The sequence below is a fragment of the Cytobacillus sp. OWB-43 genome, from assembly GCF_034651445.1.
Classification (GTDB): Bacteria; Bacillota; Bacilli; order Bacillales; family Cytobacillaceae; genus Cytobacillus; species Cytobacillus kochii.
Window position 1 is genome coordinate 347,147 of the sequence record NZ_JAYEFF010000003.1, and the last position, 15,632, is coordinate 362,778.

At 36.5% G+C, this 15,632-nt stretch carries 12 protein-coding genes; 7 read left to right on the top strand and 5 right to left on the bottom strand.

The window, feature by feature from the left end; genetic code table 11:
- Positions 1-104: 104 nt before the first annotated feature.
- The 3 genes from U9M49_RS14410 to U9M49_RS14420 form a co-directional block, all read right to left on the bottom strand.
- A complete protein-coding gene (locus U9M49_RS14410) occupies positions 105-1,559 on the bottom strand; it encodes a carbon starvation protein A (protein ID WP_095370126.1) in 1,455 nt (484 codons plus the stop codon).
- A 171-nt stretch (positions 1,560-1,730) separates the two neighbouring features.
- Positions 1,731-2,462: a LytR/AlgR family response regulator transcription factor gene (locus U9M49_RS14415; RefSeq protein WP_307317561.1), complete on the bottom strand. Its 732-nt coding sequence runs from the start codon at positions 2,460-2,462 to the stop codon at positions 1,731-1,733.
- Positions 2,446-4,194: a sensor histidine kinase gene (locus U9M49_RS14420; RefSeq protein WP_095370124.1), complete on the bottom strand. Its 1,749-nt coding sequence runs from the start codon at positions 4,192-4,194 to the stop codon at positions 2,446-2,448. Before U9M49_RS14420 ends, U9M49_RS14415 begins: the two co-directional genes overlap by 17 nt.
- Before the next feature lie 240 nt (positions 4,195-4,434).
- On the opposite strand from U9M49_RS14420, the gene U9M49_RS14425 reads away from it, so the two are divergent.
- The 4 genes from U9M49_RS14425 (at position 4,435) to U9M49_RS14440 (ending at position 8,439) form a co-directional block, all read left to right on the top strand.
- Positions 4,435-4,635, top strand: coding sequence for a cold-shock protein (locus U9M49_RS14425; protein ID WP_095370123.1), 201 nt, complete (start codon positions 4,435-4,437; stop codon positions 4,633-4,635).
- A 164-nt stretch (positions 4,636-4,799) separates the two neighbouring features.
- A complete protein-coding gene (gene map / locus U9M49_RS14430; RefSeq protein ID WP_095370122.1) occupies positions 4,800-5,543 on the top strand; it encodes a type I methionyl aminopeptidase in 744 nt (247 codons plus the stop codon).
- Positions 5,544-5,745: 202 nt separating this feature from the next.
- Positions 5,746-6,738, top strand: a complete 993-nt coding sequence (locus U9M49_RS14435; protein ID WP_095370121.1) for a zinc-binding dehydrogenase — start codon at positions 5,746-5,748, stop codon at positions 6,736-6,738.
- Positions 6,739-7,176: 438 nt separating this feature from the next.
- The gene (locus tag U9M49_RS14440) at positions 7,177-8,439 is read left to right on the top strand and encodes a S8 family peptidase (protein WP_095370120.1); all 1,263 of its coding nucleotides are present in this window, start codon (positions 7,177-7,179) and stop codon (positions 8,437-8,439) included.
- A gap of 48 nt (positions 8,440-8,487) precedes the next feature.
- On the opposite strand, the gene U9M49_RS14445 is transcribed toward U9M49_RS14440, so the two are convergent.
- Positions 8,488-9,798, bottom strand: a complete 1,311-nt coding sequence (locus U9M49_RS14445; protein ID WP_307317688.1) for an MFS transporter — start codon at positions 9,796-9,798, stop codon at positions 8,488-8,490.
- A 150-nt stretch (positions 9,799-9,948) separates the two neighbouring features.
- Between U9M49_RS14445 and U9M49_RS14450 the strand changes: the two genes are divergently transcribed.
- Positions 9,949-11,100, top strand: a complete 1,152-nt coding sequence (locus U9M49_RS14450; protein ID WP_322910029.1) for a DEAD/DEAH box helicase — start codon at positions 9,949-9,951, stop codon at positions 11,098-11,100.
- Between the two features lie 287 nt (positions 11,101-11,387).
- Here U9M49_RS14450 and U9M49_RS14455 read toward each other — a convergent pair whose 3' ends face one another.
- On the bottom strand, positions 11,388-12,911 hold the full coding sequence (locus U9M49_RS14455) for an FAD-dependent oxidoreductase (RefSeq protein ID WP_095370117.1): 1,524 nt from the start codon (positions 12,909-12,911) through the stop codon (positions 11,388-11,390).
- Positions 12,912-13,087: 176 nt separating this feature from the next.
- Between U9M49_RS14455 and U9M49_RS14460 the strand changes: the two genes are divergently transcribed.
- Both U9M49_RS14460 and rraA read left to right on the top strand, forming a co-directional pair.
- Positions 13,088-14,230, top strand: a complete 1,143-nt coding sequence (locus U9M49_RS14460; protein ID WP_322910030.1) for a PLP-dependent aspartate aminotransferase family protein — start codon at positions 13,088-13,090, stop codon at positions 14,228-14,230.
- Positions 14,231-14,539: 309 nt separating this feature from the next.
- Positions 14,540-15,019 (top strand): ribonuclease E activity regulator RraA, encoded by a 480-nt coding sequence (rraA, locus tag U9M49_RS14465; protein ID WP_095370115.1) that lies wholly within the window; start codon positions 14,540-14,542, stop codon positions 15,017-15,019.
- Positions 15,020-15,632: the final 613 nt, after the last annotated feature.

Below are 15,632 nucleotides of genomic sequence, written 5' to 3' on the forward strand. Positions count from 1 at the left end.
TACTATGAGCCTATGTCCATTTAAATTGTAATAATATAGAACTGACATTACTAACGATAGAGTCTCTGATTGTTAATCAGAGACTCATATAAAGATATGAAACATTAAGCTACACTATTATTCCAATTAGATATATCTTCTTCCAATGGAATTTTATTAGCTCTAGCTTTCCGTGCAGCAATAAAGAATATTGTAATTAAAACGATAGCGCCTATAGCTCCACCTATCCAAGAAGTAGTCATAGAGAGACCAAAGCCGATTTGGGCATTTAAGATATACGTAATTACCATCACTAACATAAAACTACCTGGTATTAAAGCGATAAAGTAATTCTTTTTAGCAATATATAAGTACATAGCACCGACAAACAATGCAATTACAGCTGTTGATTGGTTTGCCCAGTTGAAGTATCTCCATAATACATTAAAATCGACTTGGGTAAGTACCATGGAAATTCCAAATAACGGTACAGCAATCCATAATCGACTAGAGAACTTAACTTGAGGAAACTTAATATAGTCGGCAATTATCATTCTAGCACTTCTAAATGCGGTATCGCCTGAAGTGATAGGAAGTACCACTACCCCTAACACAGCTAATGTACCACCGATTGCTCCAAGTAAAGTTGTAGATACTTCACTAACTACTGCACCAGGACCACCGGCAGCAAGCATTTCATTTAAGCCACCATAACCATTAAATAAGCTCATTGCAGCTGCGGCCCAAATCATGGCAATAATACCTTCTGCAATCATCATTCCATAGAAAATCTTTCTTCCTTGCGTCTCATTTTGAGTTGTTCTAGAGATGATGGGTGTTTGGGTAGCATGGAATCCAGATAGCGCCCCACATGAAATGGTAAAGAATAATAAAGGTAGCAAAGGAGCATTGTCAGGGTGAAAATTCTGAAAAGAAAGCTCAGGAATAGGTGCACCTGTGACTAAAAGACCGATACCAACCCCCAATGCACTAATTACTAATAACGCACCAAAATAAGGATAAAGACGACCAATGATTTTATCAACAGGCAAGAGTGTTGCTAAAATATAGTAAAGAAAAATAAATCCGATAATAAGACCTAGTGCGACTTTTCCGTCCATTAAAAGGTGTAATAAACTAGCAGGAGTAGAAACAAAGACTGTACCTACTAATAATAACAATAGTATTGCAAAAGCATTTACGACATGCTTCATAACTTTTCCTAAAAATTTACTAGCTAACTCAGGCAAGTGAGCTCCGCGATTTCTTATAGAAATCATACCTGTTAAGTAGTCATGTACAGCACCTGCAAAGATACAACCGATAACGATCCAAACAAACGCGACTGGTCCATATAAAGCACCTAAAATTGGCCCGAAAATTGGACCTGTACCAGCAATATTAAGTAATTGAATAAGTGAGTTTTTAGATGTACTCATAGGTAGATAGTCGACATTATCTTTGTGTGTGAATGCAGGTGTTGCTCTAGCTCCTTTCACCCCAAAAACTTTCTCAACATACTTACCATAGGTGAAATACCCAATAATTAATAAGATAATACAAGAAAAAAATGTAATCATAGCATTGCCCCCTTTGTTAATGTATACGTTTTCATTTATTATAAATGACTATGATTCAAGGTTGAGTATTTTGAGCATAACATGTATAAATCCGTGATTAAGAGGTCCTTAAATTAAATTAAGATGCATTTTTTAGTGTAAATAGTCTGATAATTAATTGAGCTCCATGACCTATATTTCTAGTTTTGTTCTTAAATCTTTTACATAATTTCTGCTGACAGAAAGTTTTTCATTCGATCCTTTTAGCTCTAACTGAAATGCCCCATTGAACCAAGGAGAAAGTTTATTAATATATCTTAAATTAACAAAATAGCTTTTATGTATTCTACAGAAAGAATAAGTAGATAGTCGATTTTCTAGCTCTTTTAATGATGCTTTTGTCTCATAGGCATTATCTACAGTTATGATTCGTGAAAATTTATCTTCCTTATAAACATAAATAATATCTTTAGGTTCGATGTAAATAATTTCTCCATTGTCTTCAATTGCTAGCTTTCCAGCTAATTTACTTTGCTTAGGTAGATCTATTGGTTTTAAATATTTGATGATCCGGCTGACCGTTTCAGAGATTTGCTCTTCATCATATGGTTTCAGTAAGTAATCAATCGCTTCATAACGAAAAGCTTCTACAGCAAACTGAGGGTAAGCTGTTGCGAATATGATTTTAGGTGGATTTTTGAATTCCATTAAACTTTTAGCTGTTTGCATGCCATCCATTTTGGGCATTTCGATATCAAGAAAAACGATATCTGGCTGTAATTGAATCGTTTGTATGATGGCATCTTCTCCAGAATCAGCTTCGCCAACAATATGAATAGAGTCAAATATGGATAACAAATGCTTTAATTCTTCCCGGCTGTACGGTTCATCATCTACAACGAGCACTTTAATCTTTGTCTTCATTTTTTTCCCCCATTGGTATATTAAAAGTTATTTCCGTTCCATTGTTTTCTTCACTATTTATGTGTAATCGGGCGTTCTCCCCAAATGTCATGATTAACCTTCTATTTACATTGTATAATCCAAGACCTGTGCCTATTTTTGATGCGATTGGTTCTTTCCCAATTTGCTTTAACCGATCATGATCAATACCAAGACCATTATCTTTAATAGATATAGCAACTTCATTGTTCATTTGTTTAATTTGTACTTTAATCATACAATTTTTGTTCATTTGCTTAAATGCATGTTTAATTGCATTTTCTACAATAGGCTGTAAGGTGAGCGGTGGAATCTTACTATTAAGAACTTCATTTTCAATATAATAATCGACTTGAATTCTGTTTTCAAATCTCGTTTGTTCTATCATTAAATAGGCTTTCATATGAAGAATATCTTGTTCCAAAGTGATACGGTTTGCGGTTGTTGCATTTAAGTTTTGCCTTAGAAATTGAGACAAAGTAATAAGCAGTTTTCTTGCTTTATCGGCATCAATACGGACGAGAGAGACAATGGTATTTAATGTGTTAAAAAGAAAATGGGGACTAATTTGCGCTTGCAAAGCTTTAATTTCTGCTTCTTTAGCCAATTGAAATGCTTTATCTGCTTCGGCTATTTCTAGCTGATTACTTAGTAACACACTTAAACCTGAGATCAACTCAATTTCTAAATTAGTCACTTCCTTCTCAGAGGTGAAATATACCTTTAAAGTACCGATGATTTGCCCGCGTTGCTTTAGGGGAGCAATGACAGCTGCTCCAAGTGGACAATGCTCATTTTGACATTGTATTTCTTCATTACCTACTACTATTAGTTTACCATTATTAATTACTTCCTTTGTGATTTCTGTTTGGATGGGGTGGTCTACTCGGTGATGATCATCACCTGAACCAACATGGGCAAGAATCACATGTTTATTTGTAATGGCGACTGCCTTTGCATGTATTTCCCTTAATAATATGGTACACACAGCCTTAGTGGAGACCTGTGTCATTCCTTTCCTAAGATGTGATAAAGTTTGATCAGCGATTCGTAATGACTTTTGCGCTTGTAGTGCTCCTGCCTTTTCTTCTTCATTCACTACATTTTTAATGATAAGGAGGAATAAGGCTGATCCTACACCGTTTGCAATAATCATTGGAACACCAATTACTTCAACTAAAGAGACGGCCTTTTCAAACGGCCTCGAAAGAAGGAGAATAAGAAGCATTTGAACGGCTTCTGCAGTAGCTCCTATAAAAAAGGCAGAAGATAGCTTTACATGGTCTTTCTTCTTATGAAAATAGCCTGCTATTAGTCCGGATATAATCGTTGCTAATCCACATGAAAAGGCAGTAAAACCACCTAGTGTAAAACGATGGATTCCAGCAATTAATCCAGCACCCAAACCTACTTTATAACCACCGAAAAGCCCAGCTAAAACAACACCTATTACGCGTGAGTTAGCAATTGCTTCTTCACTTGTTAAATTAGATGCCCATCTGTCTATATTAAATGTCTCAGCATTTAAAGATAAACCTGTGTACGTCCCGATTATTCCGAAAAAACCAAAAAATAAGATCGCTTTTAATTGTAAATCTTTTTTTACATTTTCCTTATAAATCATATCTCGAAAAAATTGGAACCGTGTTAGAATAAAGGCTATGGTAACAATAATACCTAGCCTCTCTAACATAGTAATGAACAATTCAAACATAAGAAAACTCCTTCGTCATATATACATCTATCATACATTAAAAGGGTAAAATATCTAAGTATCATAAAAATTTTCGAAAAATTCCCGCTTTTACCTTTGCATTCTTTTCCACTTTCTGCTATTATGAAAGAAATTATTTTTGTTCGGAATGTAAGTAGGATGCGTTTGTAGACGTTTGCTTCATGTATGTTCCACAAGAATAGTCATAATTTATGTGTTATACATAAGGAGGATTTATTCATGGCAGAAGGAAAAGTGAAATGGTTTAATGCAGAAAAAGGTTTTGGTTTCATTGAAACACAAGAAGGACAAGATGTGTTCGTACATTATTCAGCTATCCAAACGGAAGGTTTCAAAACGCTTGATGAAGGACAAAGCGTAACATTTGAAGTGGAAGAAGGTCAACGTGGCCCACAAGCTTCTAATGTAGTTAAACTATAATATGCTTGAAATACAAGCCTGATGAAGGGCTTGTATTTTTTTTGGCGAAAACAAGCGGTTGTTTTCTAAAAAATAGTACAATTACAAACTTACTGGAATCCTTTTTTTCTTAATGATAAATAGACTATAATATAGATAGAGACTAAATAAAGGTAGGAATCGTTATGATTGTAAAAACTGAAGAAGATTTAGCGGGTTTAAAGGAAATTGGGAAAATTGTTGCTTTAATCAGAGATGAAATGATTGCTCAAACAAAGCCTGGCGTCACAACTAAAGAATTGGATGAGATAGCTGGAAAGATGTTTGAAGAGCATGGGGCATTATCTGGTCCAAAGGGTGAGTATGACTTTCCAGGATATACTTGTATTAGTGTAAACGAGGAAGTAGCACACGGTATCCCTGGAAATAGAGTCATTGCAGATGGAGATTTAGTTAATATTGATGTATCTGGATCAAAAAATGGTTATTTCGCTGATACAGGTTTATCAATCGTTGTAGGTAATGGGGATGAGAAACTACAGTCTTTATGTGAAACAGCGCAAAAAGCTTTTGATGAGGGCCTAAAAAAAATAAAGCCAGGTACGAAACTTAATCGAATCGGAAAATCTGTCTACCAAACAGCAAAAAATAATGGTTTTAATGTTATTATGAATTTAACTGGCCATGGAATTGGTCGTTCTTTACATGAAAAGCCAGATCATATTCTTAATTATTTTGATAACTGGGATAATCAATTATTACGTGAAGGGATGGTTATCGCTTTCGAACCCTTTATTTCCACTGGAGATGAAGAAGTTCGTGAACAAAGTGATGGCTGGACTTTCATTACACCTAATAAAAGCTTTGTTGCGCAATGTGAACATACAGTTATCGTGTCGAAGGAAGGCCCGATTATTATTACGAAGTAAATCAAATGAAGAGCGGTAGCGATATCTAGTCGTGCCGTTCTTTTTTTGTTTTTTTAAGATGAGCTATTGAATTGCTTTAATTAGAATCTCCCTGTGTTTGTTGAAACTGACTGGATGAGATATGCAATTTTCTTAAGGTTTATCACTTTTCACAACAATAGATTACCCTTATGATAGATATAAAAAAGGAGTGTGGGAACGAATGAAAGCAGTGATACATAAAGGTGAAGCAGGATTGAATGGAACGGGTTATCAGGACGTAAATGATTTTACTGTTGGTGATAAAGAAGTAAAAGTTGAATTAAAGGCGGCTGGATTAAACCATAGAGATTTATTCATTCTTCATCGACATCAATCAACTGAACCAGCACTTGTATTAGGTTCTGATGGTGCGGGGGTCGTGGTGGAAATTGGTGCAGAGGTGACGGGTATTAAAGTCGGAGATGAGGTTGTCATTAATCCAGGATTAGGCTGGGAAAAAAATAGTGACGCACCACCAGAGGGGTTTGAAATTGTTGGCTTTCCGTATCACGGTACTTTTGCCGATCATATTGTTATTCCTGCCATTAATGCTTTCCCTAAACCTCCACATATGTCATGGGAAGAGGCAGGCGTGTTTTCATTAGCAGGTTTAACTGCTTATCGTGCCTTATTTACAAGAGGGCAAGTAAAGTCTGGGATGAAAGTATTTATCCCTGGCATTGGTGGAGGAGTGGCTACTTCTCTTTTACAATTTGCTGTAGCAGCTGGTGCGGAAGTATACGTTAGTTCTCGTTCAGAAGAAAAGCGAGAAAAAGCTTTATCATTAGGTGCTAAAGAAGCTCTGGATAGTGGGGCAGATTGGCAAGGGGAAATTGGGGGCAAAATGGATCTAGTCATCGAATCAGTTGGAGCTGCAACTTTCAACCAATCCTTAGCTGTTCTTCGTAAAGGAGGCACACTAGTAATTTTCGGTTCATCTACAGGTGACGAGGTGACAGTAAATCTTCGACAATTCTTTTACGCACAGCAAAACATTCTTGGTAGTACAATGGGAAGTGCTGAAGAATACAAAGAAATGATTACGTTTATGAACGATCATAAAATCAAGCCAGTAATGGATCAAGTTTATCAGTTAGCAGATTATCAAAAGGCATTTGCCAGATTAGAACAAGCAAAACAACTAGGAAAAATCGTTTTTCAAATAGGTAAATGAGTAATAAGGGTGAACGAAGAAACTAAAAAACTTCGTTCACTCTTTCTTTTATCCAACATAAAAAATCGTCGGATATTGTATCCACTAAAAAAATGAGTGCTTTTCTAAAGGGAAGGAGCTCAAAAATCACTTTTTCCTTCAAATTAATGGAAGATAATGATGTAATATTACACTTTTATACCTTTCTAGAGACCTAAATTCACTTTTAATTCCGAGTAATAAAAAGGGTAATTATCATGAATATTGATTTTATGGAAAAAAATACCTGATTTAATGTTGAAAAAAATGTCTGATGGCCTGCTACTTGGAAAAAAATATGTCAAATTTACTGTTTTTTACAAATAAATAAATGCTGAATTTTACACATTGTTGTAGTCTGAATTTTTGAAATATAATTACCCCTAAGTAAGACATTACAATTTGGGGAGGAACAAGTAAATGACGAAAAAGAAAACAGTAGCAGCTGCACTACTTAGTCTTACGTTAGGGATGTCCGTATTTACATCAGGTATTTCTGCACAAGTTTCAGATGAAGCAAAAGGGAGTGAAACATATCGCGTATTGATACAAGCCCCTAGCAATTCTGTTAATGCATTAGAAACAAAGTATGAAAAACGATGGGACTTTGGTAAAGAAGGCTTCACTGCAGATGTGAGTGCTAAGGAGTTACAAACATTACAAGCGACAAAAAATGTCGAAGTACAAAAGGTAAATGAAATGAGTATAGCAACAGTAACAGGAGAAGTGTCGAAAGCAGAAGTAACAGCTGTGCCAAGTTCACAAACACCTTGGGGAATAAAATCAATCTATAATAATCAATCTTTAACAGCAACATCAGGTGGTAATGGTATCAAAGTAGCTGTGCTTGATACAGGTGTTTATACAAATCATATTGATTTAGCAGGATCAGCAGAACAGTGTAAAGACTTTACACAATCAAGCCCACTTGTAAATGGCTCTTGTACTGATCGTCAAGGACATGGTACACATGTAGCAGGAACTGTTTTAGCACATGGTGGTAGTGATGGACAAGGTGTTTACGGAGTAGCTCCTGATGCGAAGCTATGGGCATATAAAGTGTTAGGTGATAACGGTTCTGGTTATTCAGATGATATCGCTGCAGCGATTAGACACGTAGCAGATCAAGCAACTAGCACAGGCTCTAAAGTAGTTATTAATATGTCTCTTGGCTCTTCCGGTAAAGATTCACTCATCTCAAGTGCAGTAGACTATGCATACAATAAAGGTGTATTAGTTGTTGCTGCGGCAGGAAACAGTGGTTCAGGTAGTAATACAATTGGTTATCCAGGAGCATTGGTCAATGCAGTTGCCGTTGCAGCTTTAGAGAATGTGCAACAAAATGGGACTTATCGCGTAGCGAATTTCTCATCAAGAGGTAACCCATCAACTGATGGAGATTATGTCATTCAAGAGCGTGATATTGAAGTGTCTGCCCCAGGTGCAGCAGTGGAATCCACTTGGTATAATGGCGGTTATAACACAATCAGTGGTACTTCAATGGCTACACCACATGTAGCTGGTTTAGCAGCAAAGATTTGGGCTGCGAATCCTTCTTGGAGTAAATCTACTTTAAGAACAGAATTACAAAATCGTGCCAAGGTTTATGATATTAAAGGTGGAGTTGGTGCAACAACAGGCGATGACTATGCATCAGGATTTGGTTACCCTAGAGTAAAATAATTAAAATAGGGGTTGCTATATTCAAGTAGCAACCTCTTTTATATATGATTATGACGTGCTAGAATTCTTTAAATACTTAGGATTTTTCATAACCGAAACGAGAAGGATAACCCCGCTTGCAATCAGTAATAGACTTGTAGTAATAAAAACGGCAGTAAACCCAAAGGCCCCAGCAACCATTCCTCCCATAACTGGTCCGATGACATTTCCTAGAAATCTTAAACTAGTATTATATCCCAGCACCTCTCCTTGCATGGCTATAGGTGCAGCCTGTCTAATATAGGCAATACGCACAGGTATAATTCCTCCAATAGTTACCCCGAGTGCAAAACGAATGATAATAAGCTGCCACATTTCAGTGACAAATCCACCTGGAAAATAGACGATACCAGCTAAAAACAATAAGGCCATTAATATTTTAATATAACCATAATTGTCCCCAAGCTTTCCCCAAGTTTTTGACATCATTAAGTTACCTACACCAGCTGCGGAAAAAGCAATACCTGCATATAGAGCTAAATTTTCTGGGCCATGTATTTCGCTGACATAAAGGGACAGAATCGGTTGAATACTAAAATGAGCGACTTGAATCAACATCGATAAGATTAAAACAGTCACAAGGACAGGGTTTGTAAGTATATGTTTTAATACTTCTTTACTCGTATAATTCTGCTTCTCTGATTTCTTCACTTCATTGATTTGAAATTCTTTCGTGAAGATAACAAGAATCGCAGAAATAAAAATGGCTAATGATGTCCAATTGAAAGTAGAAGAAAAACCGACCATGTCAGCTAGTGCACCACCGATTAAAGGTCCTAAAAGAGAGCCTGTGATACTTCCTGTTTGTAAGGTGCCAAGCACTTGTCCTGCCATTCTTTTTGGTGTTTGTGTAGAAATAAAAGCTTGTGAAAGGGGAATAAAACCTGTGAAGATACCCATAAATAGCCTTAGATAAAACAAATGCCATACGCTTGTCGCAAAACCTAATAGGAAAATACAAAGGGCCATTCCTGAAGCAGAAATGATTAACACCTTTTTCTTTCCATACAAATCACCAATTCTTCCCCAAATTGGAGCTACAATAAAGGCAGTAACGAATGTAATGGCAAAAATCCAACCCGACCATCTTTGAATATAAGCGTCGGAAAACTGACCAAAGGTTTCAATATATAATGATATAAAGGGCAAGACCATCGTCATACTAGCTGAAACAAAGAAGTTGGCAAACCACATAATTTTAATATTTGTCTTTACTTGTGGATGGATCATGAACGAACACTTCTTTCTCATTTGAACATTTCGTAACACTAAATTTATCATAAACGAACTCAACCAAAATAAAAAGGAAAAGGTTTTTATACGACATTACCTTATAAATAACGAAAGTCGATTTAACATGAGCCATTGTTATTTGAACAGGATACCTTTATATTATGTATTATAAACGTATTTCATCTGCATGAAGTCGTTTTAAACTGTTTATCGTTAAATAAAGGAGTTATATCATCTATGGAAGTTATTGGCGAACTAAAGCCGTTTATTAAAAAAGTATGGGAACAATCGCAATTTAAACAACCAACAAATATACAGCAAGAGGCGATTCCAGTAGTATTAGAGGGAAAAGATCTTATTGCTCAATCCCCAACAGGTACCGGAAAAACGTTAGCGTATTTATTACCTGTTTTAGAAAAGATTCAACCAGAAAGCAAGGATGTGCAGGTAGTTATTCTCGCATCATCCCAAGAGTTAATTATGCAAATCTTAAGTGAAGCACAAAAGTGGGGAAGAGATAGTAATATCCGTAGTGCATCGTTTATCGGTGGTGCGAATGTAAGGAGACAGTTAGAAAAATTAAAACAACGTCCACATATCGTTTTGGGTACCCCAGGCAGAATACTTGAATTGATTAAGCAAAAGAAATTAAAAATGCATGCGGTGAAAACAGTTGTCCTTGATGAAGGCGATCAGCTTCTCATTCCCGAACATCTTGAGCATGTGAAAAGTATAATAAAAGCGACTTTAAAGGAAAGACAAGTAGTGCTGTTTTCTGCTACTTTACCTAAAACAATAGAAGTAGAAGCTAAAGGTTGGATGAAATCACCAGAAGTTATCACCATTGAAAAAGATGAGACGATTACAGCAGGTGATGTGGGGCATATATACTTTAACGTGGAACAACGGGAAAAAGTTAAATTATTGGAAAAGCTTTCTCGAATGGATCATTTGAAGGCGCTGGTATTTGTTAAGGATATCCCCAATATCATGATTATGAAAGAAAAGCTAGAGTATAACCATATTCACGTAAATGTACTTCACAGTGATTTAAATAAATTCGAAAGATCTAAAAATTTGAATGGCTTTAGGAAAAAGGATGCTCGCTTACTTTTATCAACAGATGTAGCAGCGAGAGGTTTAGATATTAAGGGAATTACTCATGTCATCCACTTTGACTTACCACGTGAGAAAACGCAGTATATCCATCGCTCAGGGAGAACAGGACGTTTTGGTGCAGATGGAACAGTGGTATCACTTGTTACCATGAATGAAGAAAGAGATTTAAAGCGCTTTGCTAAAGAATTAAATCTTCAATTAGAAGAGAAAATAATGCACGGCGGAAAAATCGTCAATCCAGAACGTCAATCAAACGAAAAAAGACGCTAAGGAGTAATGGTGTAAGACGCTACAATAAGAAATCATAGAAAATCCGCAACAAGGTTTGATGGTTGCGGATTTTTTTCTTTTTGTTCTATATCGCTACATTTCAAGATGAAATGGAAACATCTTCAATCTATCGATGCCGATTTTGATTAATTAAGAATGTACAATTTTTTTCAACCACTTATGTGACATTATTCTATCTGGAAGCCGCACTAATCCAGTTAAAAGAAAAACATTTAAAAAGTTTCCAAAACTTAGCTTACCTTACCTTACCTTTATGGTCATATGCGTTAATCCATCTTTTCCAAAGGTTCAGTTGCTGGACCTTCAATGACCTCGCCATCATATGAAAAACGGGATCCATGACATGGACAATCCCAAGTGCGATCGCCGGCATTCCATTCTGTTTCACAACCTAGATGAGTACAAGTTGTGTCAACAATATGAAGTTGGCCATCATCATCGCGGTAACAGCCTCGGCGTTTTCCATCCACTTTCACCAGGCCGCCTTCATTATTTGCTAGATCCTCAGGGTGCTTAAATTCTGGCTCGAGTTTCCCTTTTATTAATTGTCCTGCAACATCTGCATTATAAGTGATAAAGTTTTTAATACTAGGGTTCGCATGAAATCTCGATGGGTTAAAAAGTTCCTGATAAGGTGTATGCTGTTCAGTTATCAAATCTTTTAACAAAATTCCGGCAGCTGTACCGTTTGTCATACCCCATTTGCGATAACCAGTAGCCACGAAGATATTATTTTCATTAGATGTGATAGGACCAATATAAGGTATTTTATCTAATGAAGTTAAATCTTGTGCAGACCAGCGAAAGGTGATTGGCTTTTCCCCGAAGACCTCATTAGAGAAAGCCTGTAATGTCTCGTAATGTTGATAAGTGTTAATGCCTTTTCCTGTTTTATGACCCTCTCCGCCAATAAGAATAAGTTTCTTACCAGTCTCCTCTGAAGTTGTAGCACGGATCGAACGGACAGGGTTATTGGCACAATAGTACATGTTTCCTTCAAAATCGTCGTCACTTTCGATAGCAATTACATAGGACCGTTCAGGTAAAAGCCTGGAGAAATATAAACCTTTCCATTTTAAAAATGGGCTATGGGATGCCATAACAACATAGTTACATAAAATACGATGCCCTTTATTTGTTATGACAACAGGTTGTTTACCTTCCTCGATATCAACGACCGTTGTTTGTTCATAAACAGTACCTCCTAAGTCGATGAAACGCTTAAGTAAGCCTTCTAAATATTTAACCGGATGAAATTGTGCTTGATTGTTCATTTCAAGCACACCTGTAGTTGGAATGGAGAATGGGATACTCTCTTTTAATTGCCCTATAATCCCCAATCTTTTATAGGCGTCATATTCAAAAGTTAATTTTTCACTGTATTGATCATTGGTTGCATAGATAAAAGAGCTTTCATTACTAAAATCGCAATTTATATTTGCTGCTTCTTTTTCAATCATTTTTATTGCATCAGCTTGGGCTTCATAATACAGTCTTGCTTGCTCTATGCCGAAATGTTCAATCAACTCGTCATATATTAAACCATGCTGTGCAGTCACTTTTGCAGTTGTATGGCCAGTCGTTCCTGCTAAAACTTCCCCGGCGTCTAATAAAATCACTTTCAACCCTTCTTTAGCCAATAAGTAAGCTGAAGTAATCCCTGTTATACCAGAGCCAATGATAACTACATCTGTTTTAGTGTTACCGTCCAATGATTGATATTGGAGTTGTTTTGCTTCCAACCAGTACGATTGAGGGTATTTCGGCATATTATTTTTTTCATTATTCATACAATCACCTCTAAAATATATATCTCCGTTTAATATAGCCTTATGGATGTTTCTTATACTTCTTTCCTCAATTGACGTAAAAAAGTACAGTGAGCTATAATGATAGAATTAAGAAATTTATGAAAATAAAACAAGGTGATTTATACTTTTAGTGTATAAAAAGGAGATTCAATAGGATGAAATTTGAGACGGCATTATTACATGGAGATAAAAAAGAAAAGCGCACAATTCAAAGTAAAGCAACACCGATTTATCAAACATCTGCATTTACTTTTAAAAGTTTAGAAGAACTAGAGGGTTTTTATAGTGGAAACGGCAACTACTTGTATACGAGATCAGGCAATCCAAACACTGATGAGTTAGGAGAAGTTGTCGCAAGATTAGAAGGTGCAGCAGCAGGAGTTGCAGCTGCATCAGGTTTAGGTGCCATTATGGTAGGAATATTAGCAGTGGCTAAAAATGGTGATCATATTATTGCTACTGATGATGTGTATGGAGGAAGTTTTCATCTTATTGTGGAAGAGCTCACGCAATTCGGTATTGACGTAACAATTGTTCCTTTTAGCGATATGACGCAAGTCGAGGCGGCAATCAAAGATAACACGAAGCTTTTATATACAGAATCAATTACTAATCCTTTATTAAGAGTAGAAGATCTTAAAGCTGTTGTATCATTGGCGAAAAAATACAATCTGAAGACATTGATTGATAATACATTTGCTTCACCGTTTCATTGTCAGCCGATTGAGCTTGGGGTAGACATGGTTGTTCATAGTGCGACCAAATATATTGGTGGGCATAGTGATGTCACTGCTGGTGTCATTGTTGGTAGTACTGAGTTAATCGAACTGGCTGCAGCAAAAGTCGTAAATCTTGGCGTGAACTTAAGTCCTTTTGAAGCATGGTTAACAGTAAGGGGAGCAAAGACATTAGCATTAAGGATGAAGGAACAATCTTATCATGCGAAAAAAGTAGCAGAAGCTTTACTTATTCATGAAGGAGTGGAGAGAGTTTATTATCCCTTCGAACAAAATGGAGCATATGGATACGGGGCAATGGTCACGATCGAACTGAAACAACAAGCTGATGTATCAACTTTTTTCCGTTCACTAGGGTGGATAAAAATTGTTCCTACTTTAGCTGGTGTTGAATCTTCTGTTTCACATCCAATTACAACTTCGCATCGTGCGGTACCAGAAGAAACTTGTGAGGCGTTAGGCATTAATGAGCATTTGATTAGAATCTCCATTGGTATTGAACATTACGAAGATATTATTTCACAGCTTTCCATGGCTATTGAAAAAGCAATGAATAAGTAAAAAGAAAGGCTGTGACGGTGGTGGTCACAGCCTTAAAATATTTAATTTAAGAGGTCATCTATCTCTTCTTTTTTTTCATCTATTTGGGTAGAATCTTTTGAATGAAGCGCGTACCTTAATGTGTAAACAAAAACGCCAGCAGCCAAACCAACGATGAGTAAATAAGCGCTTGTTGCTATCCATAAATAAGCGATAATGATCCACCCCTTTCATTACACTTATATGCAAGTCATCACTTTTTCTTTCCATTAGACAAAGGAAACTTTTCATCGGATGACGAAATTAATTAGTAGAGTGAGGAGGGATATCATGTCTTTTAAAACAGCAGATTTATGTGACGACCATCATGAATATGTAAAGGTAAATCAAGAAGTATTATATTCATACGGTAAGAAAAAGAGATTCCATGGTAAGGTTTCAACAGTTAAGGTTTTTGAAGATAATGTACTTGTACTTGAAGCACTGGAAAGTATCCCAGAAGGTCATGTGCTTGTTGTTGATGGTGGCGGGTCAAGGAGATGTGCACTTATGGGCGATCGATTAGCAAAAATTGCAGAAACGCGCGGATTGGCGGGTGTCATTATATATGGTTGTGTGCGAGATACAGCAGATATAGCATCAATGGATATTGGTGTATTAGCAATTGGTAGTAGTCCATTAAAAAGTAGAAAAGCTGGCAAAGGAGATAGGGATACGATCGTGACATTTGGGGGGCTTGATTGGTTGCCAGACGAATATGTATACGCTGATGAAGATGGTGTCATTGTTTCAGAAAAGCCATTGTTATAAAAGGGAATAATAAAAATAATCCTTGGTCTTGCCCCTTTCAAGTAGTCAACATAAAAAAACAAATCAAAGAACGCGTGTCGATAATATTCAATAGGCACGCGTTTCTTTATCTCCTTTTGTAATCGTAATAGTAAATGTAATCCTCGGGTAGTTTGTCTCCTGCCTCCCAATTACTTATATACAGCTATGCGGTTTTTTTAGGGTGAGGTGAAAAGAGTGATTCTATACAGCCTTCCTTTGCGTGAGTGGCTGCTCTTAATTTTGTAAATCCCCCTAATCGGCAGCTGAATAGCTTTAAGTTATATTCAAAGCCTTGATTTGAACGAAGAACAGCTAATGTAAGTTAAATCATTTCTGTTGGATAGCTTTCGAATGATGAGTGGTATGTTCATTGCCGTCATTAATCTGTGTAATTAAGCACCCACATTCATTTAAATCGGCAGGGGACGGCTGTTTTAGGTTTCTTTGGCATAGAAAAAATCCTCCAAGTAGTATTCTAATCTTCATGGAATCATGAAGGTTTTTTATCTACTTGAAGGGGACATGAACATTCGTTATTTAAGAATTTAGGCTGTCACTTTTAATCCCCAGAGGGTATAAAATAAGGTCGGAT